Genomic DNA, 16,380 nt, shown 5'->3' with positions numbered 1-16,380 from the left:
ACGGATGCAGGTGATCGCCGCCCTCCGGCGGCTCTGGCGCCACGCCTCGTTCCGCCGTCTCCTGGCGCTGCGCACGCTCAGCCAGGCGGCAGATGGCACCCTGCAGGTGGGGATGGCCTCCTACATCCTGTTCTCGCCACAGTCGCAGCCGAATGCGGCCGCGATCGCCGGGGTGCTGGCCATCACGCTGCTGCCGTTCACCGTGATCGGGCCGTTCGTCTCCCCGCTGCTGGACCGCTGGCCGCGCCGCAACGTGGCCCTCTACTCCGACGTCGCCCGAGCCGGTCTCGCGGCCCTCATCGGCCTGGTCATCGCCTCGGGCGCCACGACGGGGGGCTGGGCGGTGGTCCTCTACGTCGCCCTATTGCTGGCGATGAGCATCAACAGGTTCATGCTGGCGGGGCTGTCGGCGGGGCTGCAGCACACCGTCGACGCCGATGAGTACCTGACCGCGTCGTCGATCCTGCCGACGGTGGGGCCGCTCGGCGTGGTCATCGGCGCCGTGCTGGGGTTCGTGACGCGCGCCGCGCTCGGCGGGGTGATGCCGGCGCACCAGGCGGACGCCGTCGTGTTCGGGCTTGCCTCGGCCATGTTCGTGGGCTCGGTCCTGGTGTGTCGCGGGTTCGCGCGCGGGGCGCTGGGGCCGGATGTCGCGGGGGAGCGGACGAGCCTGCGGCGGGTCCTCGCGGGCCTCGCCGAGGCGGGGCGACACCTCCGGACCCGTCCCGCCGCGGTGCTGGCGCTGGCGCTGATGGCGGTGACGCGCCTGTTGTTCGGGGTGTGGAGTGTCGCGGTGATCCTCGCCGCGAGGCACCTGTGGAACCCGGTCGACAGGCCCGGGGATGCGCTCGCGGACCTCACCGTGTGGGGGCTGGTCACGGGCGCCGGGTTCATCCTCGCCGCGCCCGTGGTCCCCACCCTGGTTCGTCTCCTCGGGCTTCGACGGGCCGCCACGGCGCTGCTCGCCACGGCCGCCGTCGCGTCGGTGGGCGCCGCCCTCACCACGTCCATGCTGCCGCTGCTGGTGGCGAGCTTCTTCATCGGCCTGACCGTGCAGTCGTTCAAGATCTGCGTCGACACCATCGTGCAGGCGCACGTCGACGAGGAGTACAAGGGCCGGGCGTTCACGTTCTACGACGTGGGCTTCAACGGCGCCTTCGTGCTGGCCGGGCTGGTGGCCATGGCGGTGCTCCCCCCGGGCGGGCTCTCGACCCCCGCCTTCCTGGGAATCGCGGTCGTCTATGCGGCCTGCGTCGTGGTGCTGGTGGACGTGAGCCGACGGCTGGGCCGTGAGGCGTTGGAGCGCGGCACCGAGGATCTCCTGCGCTCCTGAGCCCCCTCCATCCGGGTCAGGTGTCGAGCAGGCCGCACTCGTGGGCGATGAGGACCAGGCCAACCCGGTCGCGGGCGCCCAGCTTGCTCAGCAGCCGCCCGACGTGGGTCTTGACCGTGCCTTCGGCCATGTACAGGCGCTGCGAGATCTCCGTGTTGTTCGCCCCGTGCGCCACCTGCTCGAGGACCTCCCGCTCGCGGTCCGTGAGCGCGTCGAGGCGACTGTCCGGGGCCAGGCCCGCCTTGGGGAGGAGCGGCGCGAACTGGGTGAGCAGCCGGCGGGTCGCCGACGGCGCCACGACGGCGTCGCCGCTGGCCACCGCGCGGATGGCGCCCAGCAGCTCCTCGGGGAGGGCGTCCTTGAGCAGAAACCCGCTCGCGCCGCCCCGGATGGCCGCGAACACGTACTCGTCCAGGTCGAAGGTGGTCAGCACCAGCACCTTGGTGTCCAGGCCCAGGGCGCTGATCTGCCGGGTGGCCTCGATGCCGTCCATGACGGGCATCCGGATGTCCATGAGCACCACGTCGACCTGCCTGGTCCGGACCGCGGCCACAGCGTCGCGGCCGTTGTCCACCTCGCCCACGGTTTCCATGTCGTCGGCCGAGTCGATCAGCATCCGGAAGCCACTGCGCACCAACGACTGATCGTCCGCCAACAGCACTGTGATCACGTCAGGCCCCTCTCAGCCAACTCTTGCCCAGCTGGCTCGGCATCGGAAGCCGCGCCCGGACCTCGTATCCGCCACCGGCCCACGGCCCGGCCGTGAACTCGCCGCCCATCGCCAGCACCCGCTCCCGCATCCCGGGGATCCCGGAGCCGTGTCCGTCGGAGGTCGAGAGCGCGCCCAGCCCGTCGTCGCGGACCTGGATCTCGATGGCCTCCGGGGTGAACCCCACGCGTACCTCCGCGGTCGCGGTGGGGCCGGCGTGCTTGAGGAAGTTGGTGACCGCCTCCTGCAGGACCCGGAACGCGGTCACGCCCAACGATTCGGGCACCAGCGGGACCTCGCCGTCGACCTCCAACGTGATCCGGTCGCCCGCGCCGGCGATCAGTTCGGGGATCTGGGTGAGCGACGGCGACGGCCCGAAGGCGGGGGAGCCGGCGTCGCCGCGCATCAGGGCCACGATCCGGCGCACTTCCCCGATCGACTTGCGCCCCGTGTCAGCGATCACGTCAAGGGCCTCGACGGCGGCCTCGGGACGCTTCGCCGCCATTGCGCGGGCCCCCTCGGCCTGCACGACGATGATCGACAACGAGTGGGCGAGGACGTCGTGGAGCTCCTGCGCCACCTCGGTGCGCGCCCGCCTCGCGGCGAGCTCCGTGCGCTGCCGCTCGGAGCGTTGGGCGGCCGTGAACCGCTCGGTGACGATCTCGCGGTCCAGCGCCTCCGTCAAGGCGCGCTCGCGCAGGAACCGCCCCCAGAGGAAGCTCAGCGCGACGATGGCCAGGCACAGCAGCACCAGCAGCGTGGTGCCGACGAGGCGGTACGGCTGCGGCATGCCGCCCGTCCAGCTGAGCGGCCCGGCCAGCGAGCCGGCCACGCCGAAGGCCACCACCAGCAGCACCGCCGACATCCGCTGATACCTGCCGACGCTGTAGATGACGACGGGGACGGCGAGGAGGGCGGGGACCGGGGTGGTGAGTGTCGCGGCCATGCCGACGCCCGCGGCGCTCAGGACGCCCAGCGCGGCCAACGGCGCCACGCGTCGCACCACCAACGAGGCGCACATGAGCAGCGACCAGGCGATGGCCCGCCGCGAGAAGTCCACATCCGGCACAGCCAGGACGGGGACCCCGGTGCCGACGGCGAACACCGCAGCCAGGGCGGCGTCGCGGAGGACGGTGCGCCCGTCGCGTGACCACCGGTTGTCCATCATGATGTGGTCAGCCTAGGGGGAGGTGGCCGATGGGGGGTCAGACCGTCGGCGTCGATCCGTCGTCGGGGGTGTACCCGGGTCTGACCGTCCGGTCCCAGGCGGCCGAGGCAGGAGATGCCAACGCCCACCCCGCCCGCGGACGCGGGTACCCCCACGGGTATTGTCCTGACAGAGGTGAGTCCCACCCGTGAGCAGAGGAGCCCTGTCATGAAGATCGTCGTCGTCGGCGGTGTCGCGGGAGGTGCGTCGGTCGCGGCGCGCGCCCGCCGCCTGGATGAGTCCGCAGAGATCATCGTCTTCGAGCGGGGCGAGTACGTGTCCTTCGCAAACTGCGGGCTGCCCTACCACATCGGCGAGGTGATCACCGATCGCAGCCGACTGCTCCTCCAGACGCCCGAGAGCCTGAACGAATCGCTGGCCATCGACGTGCGCGTGGCCACCGAGGTGGTGGCGCTCGACGCCGAGGCCAGGACGGTGACGGTGCGCGAGGTGAAGACCGGCAGGGAGTACACCGAGTCCTACGACGCTCTGGCGCTGTGCCAAGGGGCGGACCCGCTGAAGCTGAAGCTTCCCGGCATCGACCTGCCCGGCGTCCACGTCCTGCGCAACATTCACGACATGGACGACATCAAGGCCCGCCTCGACGCCGCCCTCAAGGCGGCCGAGGCCGCCCGCCGCCCGGTCCGCACCGTCGTCATCGGGGCCGGCTACATCGGCATCGAGATGGCCGAGAACCTGCGCCACCGCGGCGCCGAAGTCACCGTCGTGGAGTTGAGTGACCAGATCCTGCCGCCACTGGACAAGGAGGTGTCGATCCCGGTCGAGCAGCACATCCGTGGTCGCGGGGTGGAGTTGATCCTCAGCACCGCGGCGGCGGCGTTCGCGAAGGGGCCAGGCGACAGTCTCAAGGTGGAGCTCAACAACGGCCGCACCCTGGAGGCGGACCTGGTCATCCTTTCCGCAGGCGTCCGCCCCAACGTGGGCCTCGCCGAGCAGGCCGGGCTGGCGCTGGGTCCCCGCGGCGGCCTCGCCGTCGACACCCACATGCGCACCTCGGACCCGCACATCTGGGCCGCCGGCGACGCCGTCGAGACCCCGCACACCGTGCTCCCCGGCTCGTGGATCACGCCTCTGGCCGGCCCGGCCAACCGTGAGGCGCGCGTGGCCGCCGAGAACATCTGCGGCCGCAGCACCGAATACCTCTCCACCCAGGGCACCTCGATCGTCAAGGTCTTCGAGATGACAGCCGGCGGCACGGGCGCCACCGAGCGGCAGCTCGAACGCGAGGGTGTGGCGGTGCACGTGCACCCCTCCGGCCACGCCGGGTACTACCCGGGCACCGCGATGATGCACATGAAGGTGCTGTTCTCGCCTGTCGACGGCAAGGTGCTCGGGGCTCAGATCGCCGGGTTCGACGGCGTCGACAAGCGCCTCGACGTGCTCGCCACCGCCATCCGGCTCGGCGCGACAGTCCAGGACCTTGAGACCCTCGAGCTGGCGTACGCGCCGCCGTTCGGCTCCGCGAAGGACCCGGTCAACATGGCCGGTTTCGTCGCCACCAACGTCCTCCGAGGGGACCTGAAGCTCTGGTACGCCAAGGACTTCCCCGCCGCAGTAGAGGGGGCGCGGATCATCGACGTCCGCACGCCCGAGGAGTACGACATCTGGCACCTCCCCGGCGCCGAGAACGTGCCGCTGGGCACCATGCGGCAGGTCTGCGGAGCGTGGGACACGTCCGTCCCGATCCGCCTGTACTGCGCCGTCGGCTTCCGCAGCTATCTGGCATGCCGCCTGCTCGTCCAGCGCGGGTTCGCCGACGTCAAGACGCTGTCGGGCGGCTCGCACACCTTCCGGTTCTGGCACGACCTCGAGCCCGTCGGCGATGCGGCCAGGAACCCGGAGATCTCCTACGCCGAGGCGATCGACCTCGTGACTGCCAAGCGCGGCACGGGCGAGGTCGTCGATCTCGACTGCACCGGCCTGGCCTGCCCGGGGCCCATCATGAAGCTCTCGAAGAAGATGGACGAGCTGGCCCCCGGCGACGACATCGTGGTCCACGTCTCAGACCCCGGCTTCGCTGCCGACGGCCCGGCGTGGGCCGCGACGAAGGGGCACGAGCTGCTCACCATGGTGCCCGAGGGCCCCGGCTACGCCGCGACCTTCCGCAAGGGTGGCCAGCAGCCGATGGGTGCCATGTCCCAGCGGTTGGATCAGGTGTCGTTCGTCGTGTTCGCCGGTGACATGGACAAGGTGCTGGCCGCGTTCATCATCGCCAACGGCGCCATCGCGATGGGGCAGAAGGTGTCGATCTTCTTCACCTTCTGGGGGCTCAACGCGCTTCGTCGGCAGGACCCGCCCAAGCGGGACCGGGGAATGCTGGACAAGATGTTCGGCACAATGATGCCGTCCGGGCCTGGGAAGCTGCCGCTGTCCACCATGAACATGGCGGGCATGGGGGCGGCGATGATCAAGAAGGTGATGCAGGATCACTCCGTGCCGACGCTGCCCGAGCTCATCGAGGCCGCGCAGAGGGACGGGGCGCGTCTGATCGCCTGCACCATGACGATGGACCTGCTTGGCATGGCCGAATCCGACCTGATCGAGGGCATTGAGCTGGGTGGAGTGGCCACCTTCCTGGGGGAGGCCCAGAAGTCGGGCACCACGCTGTTCATCTGAGCCGCGGGCGTGCGCCCCGGCCGTACCAGTCGGGTGCGGCTCAGGCGAGTGTCAGTTCTGGTGGCGACTACGACACCAGAACTGACACCCGACGCTCAGACGGGGTCCGTGGCCTCGGCCCAGAGCGCGCGACGGCGGGCTGCCTCGCGTTGGTCGACGAAGGTCGACACCGCGGAGACGATCACCAGGATGGCCACCATCCACAGCACCTTGCGCATCATGGTCCCCACTGTAAGCGGGGCCCGGGCCACGAGCCAGTCCGGCCCGATCAGTAGCCGAGCATCTCCTTGCGCACGGGCAGCCACGCGATGGCGTCACGCACCGCCTCCTGCTCGGTGAGCTTCGCCTCCCAGCCCAGCACGTCCTTGGCCTTCGACGACACCGTGTACACGCCGGCCACGTCGCCAGGCCGGGACGGGCCCTCCTGGACCTTGAGCGCGTCGCCGGAGATCGCCTCGAACGAGGCGGCCAGTTCCTTGACGGTGACGCCGCTGCCGGTGCCGATGTTGAACACCTCGTAGGACGAGGTGGCCGTGGCCTTGTCGAAGCCCTCCAGAGCCGCGACGTGGGCCTGGGCGAGGTCCCAGACATGGATGAAGTCCCGGATGCCGGAGCCGTCGCGGGTGGGCCACTCGACGCCGGTGACGGTGAACGTCTCGCCCTTGCTCCACGCCTCGAGCAGCTTGGCCAGCACGTGGCTGGGCTTCTCGAGCTGCTGGCCGGAGCGCAGCTTCGGGTCCGTGCCGATGGGATTGAAGTAGCGCAGCGAGAGCACCTTCATGGCCGAGGCCCTGGTGAAGTCCTCGAGGATCATCTCGACGATGTACTTGGTGCGCGCATACGGCGAGCCGGGGGAGAGCGGCGAGTCCTCCGTGACGATGAAGTTCTCGTCCGGCGCGTAGATGGAGGCGGACGAGGAGAACAGGAACCGCAGGACCCCGGCCCGCTCCATCGCCCGCAGCAGCGTGATGGTCTTGGAGACGTTGTTCTCGTAGTAGTCCAGCGGCTGCTCGACTGACTCCGGCACCACGATCTTGGCGGCACAGTGCACCACGGCGTCGATCGAGTGCTCGGAGAAGACCCGCTCCAGGAGGGCCTCGTCAGCGAAGTCGCCCTCATAGACGTCGCGGTCTCCGATGAACTCGCGACGGCCGGTCGAGAAGTCGTCGAGGATCACCACCTCGTGTCCGGAGTCCTCGCACGCCGATGCGACGGTGCTGCCGATGTAGCCGGCGCCGCCGGTGATCAAGACCTTCATTCGTACCCTTCCCTGGTGCCTTCCCTCATCCTATTGCCGAGGGGGCCACGCGGACGGGCAGCGGTCACCAGCCGCGGCGAATCCAGTCCTCGAGCGCAGGGCGTTCGGCGCCGATGGTCGTCGACGGGCCGTGGCCGGTATGCACCGCCGTCTCGTCGGGGAGTGTGAACAACTGCGATTCGATGGACTCGATGATCTGCTCGAAGCTCGAGTAGTCCCATCGCGTGGCGCCCGGGCCGCCCTCGAAGAGGGTGTCGCCGCTGAACACGCAGCCGAGGCTCGCCGCGACGAGCGACGTCGAGCCGGGGGTGTGGCCAGGGGTATGCCGCGCGACGAGCTTTACCCCGCCCGCGTGGAAGACGTCGCCGTCCCGCAGCGGCTCGAACGTCGCCTCGCCGTGCTCGGCCGCCCACAGGAACCGGTCCGCCTCGTTCAGGTGCACCGGCGCCCCCACCAGCGCGGCGAACTCCACCGCCGCCCGCACGTGATCCCAGTGCCCGTGGGTGAGCAGGATCGCGGTGACCCTCCGCCCCGCGACAGCCCGGGCCACCGCGTCAGCATCGTGGGCCGGATCGATCACGACTACGTCTGCGCCCTCTCCGACGATCCACACGTTGTTCTCGTGCACCGGCGGACCGGCGGGGTCGTGGTTTCCCGCGGTGAGGAGTCGCTGCACCCGCGCGGTCACGCCTTCTCCCGGGTGAGGTGGCGGGCGACGGCGGTGATCAGCCGGTTGCGGAGCCCGGGCTGATCGCTGGCCGCGGTGCGCGGGTGATGCCAGATGGCCTCGAAGATCAGCAGCAGATCCTCCACGTCCACCTCGAACTCGAGCCCGGCCCGCTCGGCCGCCGAGGTCACCAGGTCCACGTACAGGGGCCAGACGTCCTTGCGCATCTCGTCGACCCGCTCGCCGAATTCCGGGTCCCGGTAGGCGCGCAGGTCGATCTCCATCAACGTCCGCATCACCTCGGGCCCCGCCTGGTTGACGTCGAGGATGCCGGCGATGATCTGCTCGGTGGTCATCTCGTCGGGCAGCGCCGCCAGCGATGAGCGATACAGGGCCACCTGATCCTCGGCCACGTGCCGCATCACCTCGACGCACACGTCGTCCTTGGTGGCGAAGTTGGAGTAGAACGCGCCACGGGTGAAGCCGGCGGCGGCGCACAGGTGCTCGACGCTGGTGGCGTCGATGCCGCGCCGGCTGAACTCCTCGATCGCCGCCAGGACGAGCCTGCGCCGCGTCTCAGACCGGCGTCGCGTGAGTTCGATAGTCATGGTCGCGGACCTCCAGAAGGATGGATGCAGAAATGTAGGCATTTCGGTGCATAGTTGTATCCTGTGAGCCTATCCGGCTTGGGATCGATCTGAAGAAGAGGCCCCGAAGTATGTCTGCTTGGCTCTATGCCGTTGGTCGTTGGTGCTACCGGCGCCGCCTCACCGTCATCGGTCTCTGGCTCTCGGCCCTCCTTGTGCTGGGCCTCGCCGCGGTGACCTTCGGGGGGTCGTTCAACAACGCGTTCGAGATCCCGTCCTCGAAGTCCCAGGAGGCGTTGGACAAGCTGCGCATGACGTTCCCGCAAGGGGCGGCGCTCTCCGCCCTGGCCATCGTCGTGGCCCCCGAGGGTGAGCAGGTGACTGATTCCCGGACCGAGATCGAGGCCTCCCTCGAGGAGTTCGGCGAGTTGTCCATGGTGGAGGCCGTCACGTCCCCGTGGAACGAGTACGTCGACGGGCTGGTCTCGGACTCCGGGCGCGCCGCCATCATCCAGCTCAGCCTGGACTTCGACGGCCAGTCGCCCACCGAGGAGCAGCTCGAACCCATCAGCGAGGTGGCCGATGCCCTCCAGGAGGCCATGCCGGAGGGCACCCAGGTCAGCATGGGCGGCGAGGCCTACAACATCGAACTGCCTCACCTCTCCGTCATCGAGGCCATCGGGCTGGTGGTGGCGCTGGTGGTGCTGACGGTGGTGCTCGGCTCCATCGTGGCGGCCGGCCTTCCGCTGCTCACCGCCATCACCGGCGTGGGCATCGCGATGGCGCTGATGTTCCTGCTGACCAGCATCTTCGACATCAACTCCACCACTCCGCTGCTCTCGGTGATGTTGGGGCTGGCGGTCGGCATCGACTACGCCCTCTTCATCCTCTCCCGGCACCGCGACCAGCTCCGCGAAGGGCTGGACCCCGAGGAATCCGCGGGCCGCGCCGTCGGCACCTCAGGCTCGGCCGTCGTCTTCGCCGGCCTCACCGTGTTCATCGCGCTGCTCGGACTTGGGGTGGCCAACATCCCCTTCCTCACCGTCATGGGCATCTTCGCGGCCATCACCGTCGCCGTCGCGGTGGCCATCGCGCTCACCTTCCTCCCCGCGCTGATGGGCGTGATGGGGGAGCGGATGCGCCCCAAGCCGCGCAAGGCGGCCGCCAAGCCCAGGAAGCACGGCGGCGCGTTCGCGTGGTGGGTCAACCTCACCACCTCCCGCCCCGTCCTCACCATCGTGCTGGTGGTGAGCAGCCTGGTGGCTCTGGCGCTTCCGGCGCTGGGGCTGCAGGTGTCGCTGCCGAACGCGGGCCAGCAGCGCCCGGACCAACCCGCACGGATCGCCTTCGACCTGATCGCCGAGCACTTCGGCCCCGGTGTCAACGGGCCCCTCATCGTCACCGCGGACATCATCGGCTCCACCGACCCCCTCGGCCTCATGGCCAGTCTCAAGGCGGATATCGAGCAGATGGACGGGGTGGCCAGCGTCCCGCTCGCCACCCCCAACCCCAACGCCGACACCGGCCTCATCCAGATCGTGCCCGAGACCGGCCCCGACGACCCCGCCACCGCGGATCTCGTCCGCGCCCTCCAGGGCCGGGCCGACGACTGGGAGGAGAGCTACGGCGTCTCCACCAACGTGACCGGCCTCACGGCAGTCCAGATCGACATCAGCGAGAAGCTCACGGCAGCCCTGCTGCCGTTCGGGCTCCTCGTGGTGGGGCTCTCCCTGGTCCTGTTGGCTGCGGTCTTCCGCTCGGTCTGGGTGCCCATCAAGGCGACGGTGGGGTACCTCCTCAGCGTCAGCGCCGCCTTCGGTGCCACCGCGCTGGTGTTCAACTACGGCTTCCTCAAGGAGGTCGTCAACCTCGAGCGCGGCATGCCGATCATCTCCTTCCTGCCCATCCTGCTGATGGGCATCCTGTTCGGCCTGGCCATGGACTACGAGGTGTTCCTCGTCAGCCGCATGCGGGAGGAGTACGTCCACGGCAAGTCGCCCCTGGAGGCCATCCGCGGCGGCTTCGTCGCCTCCGGGCCGGTGGTCATGGCGGCGGCCGTCATCATGGTGGCCGTGTTCGCGTTCTTCGTGCCGCAGGGCATGAGCGCCATCAAGCCGATCGCCTTCGCGTTGGCGGTGGGTGTCGCGGTGGACGCGTTCCTCGTCAGGATGACCCTGGTGCCCGCCGTCCTCGCGCTGCTCGGTGAGCGCGCCTGGTGGCTCCCGAAGTGGCTGGACCGGCTCCTGCCCACCTTCGACGTGGAGGGCGAGGTGCTCTCCACCGAGATGGCACTGAAGGGCTGGCCCGGCGATGGTTCCCTGCTCTACGCCGAGGGCCTCACGGTCGACGGCGTGGTGGGGCCCATTGACCTCAAGCTCGTGCCCGGCAACGTGATCGGGCTCGTCGGCCCCGTCGGCGCGCGCACCGGCGCGGCGCTCGCACTGAGCGGGCGCCTGGAGACCACCGGCGGCCGCGCCCGCGTGGCCGGGGCGCTCCTGCCGCAGGCCGCCGGCAACGCGAGGCGTCGGGTCACCTACCTGGACCTCGCCCACGTCGACGATCCCGCGCTGGCGCTCGCCCAGACCAAACCGGGGAGGGTGGCGTTCATCGATTCGGTGGACCTCGTCACCACCCCTGAGGCCCGGGCCGCCCTCAACGCACTCGTGGACCGCGTCCGCGCGGACGGCGCCGTCGTGCTGTGCGCGGCGGTCGAGGACCACCTCGCAGACCACACCCTGGACGGCGTCTACGCCGCCCCGTCGATCGCTCACGAGGGGAGCCGGGCATGACACCCGAGACCCAGTCCGGACGCCGCGTCACCTGGCCGGCCATCGTCGCGCTGGTCCTTGTCCCGCTGCTGGCGGTGGCGGCCCTGCTCGCCCTGACCAGGCCGGGCGGTGACGAACAGATCTCCGCCGCCGTCGTCAACCTCGACGAGGCCGTCACGGTCAACGGGCAGCTCGTCCCCATGGGCCGCCAGCTGGCCGCCGCCATGATCGAGCGTGACGGCGAGAACGTCAGCTGGACGCTGGCGGACGAGCCGAGCGCGGCGGACGGGCTCGCCTCGGGGGAGTTCGCCGCCGTGGTGACCATCCCGCAGGGTTTCTCCGCAGCGGCAACCTCGTTCTCGGAGAACGACGCCGACACCGCCCAGCAGGCCACCATCGAGGTGCAGGTCAGCGAGAACGCGCCCGTCACCGACGCGCAGCTCGCCCAGCAGATCGCCCGCCTTGCCACCGACACCATCAACGCCACCCTCACCGAGGGCTACCTCGACGGCATCTACGTGGGCTTCAACACCGTGGGTGAGCAGTTCTCCACGATCGTCGACGGCGCGCAGCAGCTGAGCGACGGGTCCGCCCAGCTGGCCGACGGGACGCTCCAGTCGTCCCAGGGTGCCAACCAGCTGAGCGACGGCATGGCGCTGCTCGGCGAGAACGGGCCGAAGCTCGCCGACGGCGGCGACCAGCTGGTCATCGGCATCCGCGAGCTCAGCTCCGGGAGCTCCCAGCTCGCCGCCGGCGCCGCCGAGCTGGCCGACGGCACGCAGCAGTTCGCCGACGGGGCGGATCAGCTCCTCACGGGCATCCCCGCATTCGCCGACGGTGCCGCGCAGGCGATCGGCGGGGTGGGGCAGCTGCGCGACGGGCTGGACCAGGTCATCGCCGGGCTGGACCAGCCGCAGGACTTCTCTCAGCTCGAACAACTCGCCGCAGGGGCCAGGCAGACCGCCGACGGCGCCGCGGGGCTGTCCGGCGGCATCGCGCAGGTCAACCAGGCCATGCAGGGCTTCAGCTCCGGCGCGATCCCGGCGCCTGATGAGGTGACCGCCATCGGCGGCCAGATCGCCGCGGGCTTCGAGTGCCCGGTGGCCGACCCGGCCACGTGCGAGATGCTTCAGCAGACCTTCGCCGCGGGAGCGTCCGCCGGAGTCAGCGCAGGTTTCCAGGCCGGCACCGGCACCGCGTCCGCCGCCCTCACCACCCCCGATGCCGCCACCGGCCTCTCGCTCGTGGCCGGCGCGGAGGCACTGGCCGGGGGAGCGGACCAGCTGGCCGACGGCGTGGACCAGCTCGTCGCCGAACTGCCCGCCCAGACCGAGGCCCAACTGGGCGAACTCAAGGCGGGCCTGACCCAGATCCGCGACGGCGCCGACACCCTGGCCACCGAGGCCCAGCCCATCGTCGACAACGCCCCCGCCATCTCCGCCGGAGCCACCCAGCTCAACGACGGCGCCGGCGAACTCGCAGACGGCGCCGGACAGTTCGCCGGCGGTGTCGCCCAGCTCGACGACGGCGTCGGCCAGCTCGAGACGGGCGCCGCCACCTTCGTCGACGGCCTCACCCAGTACACCGAGGGCGTGACGTCGGCGGCCGACGGCACCGCACTCCTCGCCGATGGGCTCGCGCAGCTCTCCGACGGTGCCCGGCAGCTGGACGACGGCGTGACCACGTTCGCCACCGAGCTGGCCAAGGGCGCTGACCAGGTGCCCACCTACTCCCCGCGCGATCGTGAGCGGCTCGCCACCGTCGTCGCGGCGCCGGTGGACACCCCCGACGACCTACTGGAGAGCGGACGCGTGCCTCTTGTCTCGCTGCTGCTCGTCGCCGGGCTGTGGCTGGGCGCGCTGGCAAGCTTCGTCGTCGCCCGTCCCATCCCGCGCGATGTGGTGACCTCGCGTGCGTCCAGCCTGGCCCTGTGGGCGCAGACCATGTGGTTGCCGCTGGCGGTCGTGGCGGCCCAGGGCCTGCTGCTCGGCCTCGTCGGCGGGGTGGTCCTCGACGTCGGGTTCGGGTCGACGGTGGCGCTCGCGGCGCTGCTGATCGTGATGGGCGCGTCGTTCGTGTTCGCCAACCATGCGCTGGCCGGATGGCTGGGCAACGCTGGGCGGGCGGTGTCGCTGCTCCTGCTCGTCATGACGGTGGCCCTGGGCCTGTCGTCGGCCGCGTCCTGGCTGAACCCGATCGCGGCAGTCTCCCCGCTGCACAACGGCCTGCTGCTGGTCCGCGCCTGGCTGTCTGGAGGCAGCGGCGAGATCGGCCTCGCGACGATGGCGGTGCTGATGGCGGCGGTCGGGCTGCTGCTGTCGGTGTTGGCAGTTTCGAGCCGCCGTCGGATCACCGTGGAGCAGTACCTGCGCGCGGCCTGAGTGCCCGGCCCGGTAGTCTGCCGGATTCTGCAAGGCGACGCGCAGGTCGTCCCGAAAGGTGCATTGTCAGAACCTCTTGGTGCACGAACGTGCACCCGCCTTGCAAGGACGTGCAGACCAGAGTTGGCTTGTCGTTGGCGGCCGTTGGGGTCGTCATGAAGCATGCGTCACTGGTGACGCCGGACTGACAGAGCTGTCAGGAACGGAGTGAGGGATGGAAACCTCTTTGGGTGTTGTCTTCCTCTCGGAAGTCGTGGGATCAGCCATGCTGCTGCTGCTTGGTGGTGGTGTCGTCGCTAACGCGATCCTCACCAAGACCAAGGGCAACGGGCAGGGCTTCCTTTTCATCAACTGGGGCTGGGGTATCGCGGTTTTTTCCGGCGTCCTCGTCTCATACAAGTCGGGCGGTCACCTGAACCCCGCCGTCACCCTGGGCATCCTGGCCTCGGGTTCGGAGAACTACGCTGCCAACGTACCGATCACTGCAGCGTCCACCGTCGTCTACCTCGCCGCTGAACTCGTCGGCGCCATGATCGGCGCGGTCCTCTGCTGGCTGGCCTACAAGGACCACTTCGACGAGGAGCCGGATCCGGCCCTCAAGCTCGCCGTGTTCTCCACCGGCCCTGGCATCCGCAACTACGCCATGAACGTGGTCACTGAGGCCATCGCCACCTTCGTCCTCGTGTTCGTCATCCTCGGTGCAGGCAGCTTCACCGCAGCCGGCGGCACAGCACCTGCCAACCTCGGTTGGCTCGGCGCATTCGGCGTGGCCATCCTGATCGTCGGCATCGGCGCCAGCCTCGGTGGCCCCACCGGCTACGCCATCAACCCGACGCGTGACCTCGGCCCGCGCATCATCCACGCCATCCTCCCCATCAAGGGCAAGGGTGGCTCCGACTGGGGCTACTCCTGGGTGCCGATCGTCGGCCCCATCATCGGTGGCGTCCTGGCCGGCCTCCTCTCCGGCGTTCTCCTGCCGGCCGTCTGATCGAAAGGAAATGGGTTAAGTAATGGCTGACAAGTACGTACTCGCAATCGACCAGGGAACCACGAGCTCCCGGGCAATCGTCTTCGACCACAGCGGCCAGATCGTCGCCACCGGCCAGAAGGAACACGAGCAGATCTTCCCGCGCGCCGGCTGGGTTGAGCACAACCCCGTCGAGGTGTGGAACAACGTCCGCGCCGTCGTCGCCGAGGCACTGAGCACCGCCTCCGTGAACCACCAGGAGATCGCGGCTGTTGGCATCACCAACCAGCGCGAGACCACCGTCGTGTGGGACAAGAACACCGGTGAGCCCGTCTACAACGCCATCGTCTGGCAGGACACGCGCACCGCGAAGATCGTCGAAGAGCTCGGCGGCGGGGACCAGGACAAGTACAAGGCCCGCGTGGGCCTCCCCCTGGCCACCTACTTCTGTGGCCCCAAGGTCAAGTGGATCCTCGACAACGTCGAGGGCGCACGCGAGCGCGCCGAAGCCGGCGACCTCGTCATGGGCACCATGGACACCTGGGTGCTGTGGAACATGACCGGCGGCGTCGACGGTGGAGTGCACGTCACCGACGTGACCAACGCCTCGCGCACCATGCTGATGGACCTCAACACCCTCAGCTGGGACGCGGAGATCGCGGCAGACATGACCATCCCCATGTCGATGCTGCCCGAGATCAAGAGCTCGGCCGAGGTGTACGGCGTGGGTCGCGCGGCAGGTCTCCTGCCCGAAGTCCCCATCGCAGGCATCCTGGGCGACCAGCAGGCGGCCACCTTCGGCCAGGCCTGCTTCGAGCCCGGCATGGCGAAGAACACCTACGGCACCGGCAACTTCATGCTGCTCAACACGGGCGAAGCGATCGTCCCGTCGACGAACGGCCTGCTGACCACCGTGTGCTACAAGATCGGCGACAAGCCCGCCATCTACGCCCTCGAGGGCTCGATCGCGGTCACCGGCTCGCTGGTGCAGTGGCTGCGCGACAACCTGAAGATGTTCAGCTCGGCCCCCGAGGTCGAAGAGCTGGCCAGCACGGTCGAGGACAACGGCGGCGCGTACTTCGTGCCGGCGTTCTCGGGCCTCTTCGCGCCCTACTGGAAGTCCAGTGCGCGCGGCGCGTTGGTCGGCCTCACCCGTTACGTCAATCGTGGTCACATCGCCCGCGCAGCCCTGGAGGCCACCGCCTACCAGACGCGCGAGGTGCTGGAAGCCATGGAGGCGGACTCGGGCGTCAAGCTCGCCGAGCTCAAGGTTGACGGCGGCATGACGATGAACGAGACGCTCATGCAGTTCCAGGCTGATCAGCTCGGCGTCGACGTGGTTCGCCCCGTCGTCGCGGAGACCACGGCCCTGGGCGCCGCCTACGCAGCCGGCATCGCCGTGGGCTACTGGGAGGGTGAGCAGGACGTCATCGACAACTGGGCAGAGGCCAAGCGCTGGAAGCCAGTGGTCGACGAGGCCGAGCGGGAGCGCAAGTTCCGCCTGTGGAAGAAGGCCGTCACGCGGACCTTCGACTGGGTCGACGAGGACGTCAAGGAGTGATCCTCCAAGGCTGAATCACGCGAGGGGCGCCGGGCAACCGGCGCCCCTTTCGCGTCCCCGGTTCCGCGGTGGCTGAGGGGGACCGGCCTCGCCCCACCGCTGGCTGAGGTGCCGCGAAGCGGCCTCGAAGCCTATGAAACGCAAGCTGACAAGGAATGATTCTGAGGGGTAGGTCTGGTTGCGCGGTGGCTGAGGGGGACCGGCCTCGCCCATGGGCGCCCTCGGCACGCCCAAACGCGGCGTGCCTTGCCCAACACCCGACCCACCGCGACCGGTCCCCTCATCCACCGCTCTGCGGTGCCTCC

The 16,380-nt window shown here is 69.7% G+C and carries 12 protein-coding genes; 6 read left to right on the top strand and 6 right to left on the bottom strand.

Features of this window, described 5'->3' with window-relative positions:
- The first annotated feature begins 4 nt into the window (after nt 1–4).
- Complete coding sequence (locus ACZK39_RS09055) at nt 5–1,333, top strand: MFS transporter (protein ID WP_459055487.1); 1,329 nt, start codon at nt 5–7, stop codon at nt 1,331–1,333.
- Between the two features lie 16 nt (nt 1,334–1,349).
- On the opposite strand, the gene ACZK39_RS09050 is transcribed toward ACZK39_RS09055, so the two are convergent.
- Both ACZK39_RS09050 and ACZK39_RS09045 read right to left on the bottom strand, forming a co-directional pair.
- A complete protein-coding gene (locus ACZK39_RS09050; protein WP_463613104.1) occupies nt 1,350–2,003 on the bottom strand; it encodes a response regulator in 654 nt (217 codons plus the stop codon).
- 1 nt (nt 2,004) lies between these two features.
- Nucleotides 2,005–3,210 carry a sensor histidine kinase gene (locus tag ACZK39_RS09045; protein WP_459055486.1) on the bottom strand — a complete coding sequence of 402 codons (1,206 nt, stop codon included), beginning with the start codon at nt 3,208–3,210 and terminating at the stop codon, nt 2,005–2,007.
- Nucleotides 3,211–3,417: 207 nt separating this feature from the next.
- Between ACZK39_RS09045 and ACZK39_RS09040 the strand changes: the two genes are divergently transcribed.
- Entirely contained in the window at nt 3,418–5,886 is a 2,469-nt protein-coding gene (locus ACZK39_RS09040) for an FAD-dependent oxidoreductase (protein ID WP_463613103.1), read from the top strand.
- 95 nt (nt 5,887–5,981) lie between these two features.
- Here ACZK39_RS09040 and ACZK39_RS09035 read toward each other — a convergent pair whose 3' ends face one another.
- From ACZK39_RS09035 to ACZK39_RS09020, 4 genes are all read right to left on the bottom strand, one after another.
- A complete protein-coding gene (locus ACZK39_RS09035; RefSeq protein ID WP_255443458.1) occupies nt 5,982–6,107 on the bottom strand; it encodes a hypothetical protein in 126 nt (41 codons plus the stop codon).
- A gap of 47 nt (nt 6,108–6,154) precedes the next feature.
- Complete coding sequence (gene galE / locus ACZK39_RS09030) at nt 6,155–7,144, bottom strand: UDP-glucose 4-epimerase GalE (protein WP_182798947.1); 990 nt, start codon at nt 7,142–7,144, stop codon at nt 6,155–6,157.
- A gap of 64 nt (nt 7,145–7,208) precedes the next feature.
- Nucleotides 7,209–7,832, bottom strand: a complete 624-nt coding sequence (locus tag ACZK39_RS09025; protein ID WP_459055483.1) for an MBL fold metallo-hydrolase — start codon at nt 7,830–7,832, stop codon at nt 7,209–7,211.
- Nucleotides 7,829–8,419, bottom strand: coding sequence for a TetR/AcrR family transcriptional regulator (locus ACZK39_RS09020; protein WP_182781315.1), 591 nt, complete (start codon nt 8,417–8,419; stop codon nt 7,829–7,831). Before ACZK39_RS09020 ends, ACZK39_RS09025 begins: the two co-directional genes overlap by 4 nt.
- 110 nt (nt 8,420–8,529) lie before the next feature.
- Between ACZK39_RS09020 and ACZK39_RS09015 the strand changes: the two genes are divergently transcribed.
- From ACZK39_RS09015 to glpK, 4 genes are all read left to right on the top strand, one after another.
- Nucleotides 8,530–11,187, top strand: coding sequence for an MMPL family transporter (locus ACZK39_RS09015; RefSeq protein WP_463613102.1), 2,658 nt, complete (start codon nt 8,530–8,532; stop codon nt 11,185–11,187).
- Nucleotides 11,184–13,547, top strand: a complete 2,364-nt coding sequence (locus ACZK39_RS09010) for a hypothetical protein (RefSeq protein WP_463613101.1) — start codon at nt 11,184–11,186, stop codon at nt 13,545–13,547. Before ACZK39_RS09015 ends, ACZK39_RS09010 begins: the two co-directional genes overlap by 4 nt.
- Before the next feature lie 214 nt (nt 13,548–13,761).
- Nucleotides 13,762–14,535 carry an MIP/aquaporin family protein gene (locus tag ACZK39_RS09005; RefSeq protein ID WP_459055477.1) on the top strand — a complete coding sequence of 258 codons (774 nt, stop codon included), beginning with the start codon at nt 13,762–13,764 and terminating at the stop codon, nt 14,533–14,535.
- Nucleotides 14,536–14,557: 22 nt separating this feature from the next.
- The gene (glpK, locus tag ACZK39_RS09000) at nt 14,558–16,075 is read left to right on the top strand and encodes a glycerol kinase GlpK (RefSeq protein ID WP_463613100.1); all 1,518 of its coding nucleotides are present in this window, start codon (nt 14,558–14,560) and stop codon (nt 16,073–16,075) included.
- Nucleotides 16,076–16,380: the final 305 nt, after the last annotated feature.

Source organism: Tessaracoccus luoxuelianae (assembly GCF_055326245.1).
Note: the sequence above shows the minus strand (reverse complement) of the source record. Positions and strands in the feature narration are given on the sequence as shown.

What these genes read in the sequence shown, in the direction of transcription:
- ACZK39_RS09005 (WP_459055477.1), top strand. Translation starts at nt 13,762, where the DNA reads ATGGAAACCTCTTTGGGTGTTGTCTTCCTCTCGGAAGTCGTGGGATCA.
- ACZK39_RS09055 (WP_459055487.1), top strand. Translation starts at nt 5, where the DNA reads ATGCAGGTGATCGCCGCCCTCCGGCGGCTCTGGCGCCACGCCTCGTTC.
- ACZK39_RS09040 (WP_463613103.1), top strand. Translation starts at nt 3,418, where the DNA reads ATGAAGATCGTCGTCGTCGGCGGTGTCGCGGGAGGTGCGTCGGTCGCG.
- ACZK39_RS09015 (WP_463613102.1), top strand. Translation starts at nt 8,530, where the DNA reads ATGTCTGCTTGGCTCTATGCCGTTGGTCGTTGGTGCTACCGGCGCCGC.
- ACZK39_RS09035 (WP_255443458.1), bottom strand. Translation starts at nt 6,107, where the DNA reads ATGATGCGCAAGGTGCTGTGGATGGTGGCCATCCTGGTGATCGTCTCC.
- ACZK39_RS09045 (WP_459055486.1), bottom strand. Translation starts at nt 3,210, where the DNA reads ATGATGGACAACCGGTGGTCACGCGACGGGCGCACCGTCCTCCGCGAC.
- ACZK39_RS09010 (WP_463613101.1), top strand. Translation starts at nt 11,184, where the DNA reads ATGACACCCGAGACCCAGTCCGGACGCCGCGTCACCTGGCCGGCCATC.
- galE (WP_182798947.1), bottom strand. Translation starts at nt 7,144, where the DNA reads ATGAAGGTCTTGATCACCGGCGGCGCCGGCTACATCGGCAGCACCGTC.
- ACZK39_RS09020 (WP_182781315.1), bottom strand. Translation starts at nt 8,419, where the DNA reads ATGACTATCGAACTCACGCGACGCCGGTCTGAGACGCGGCGCAGGCTC.
- glpK (WP_463613100.1), top strand. Translation starts at nt 14,558, where the DNA reads ATGGCTGACAAGTACGTACTCGCAATCGACCAGGGAACCACGAGCTCC.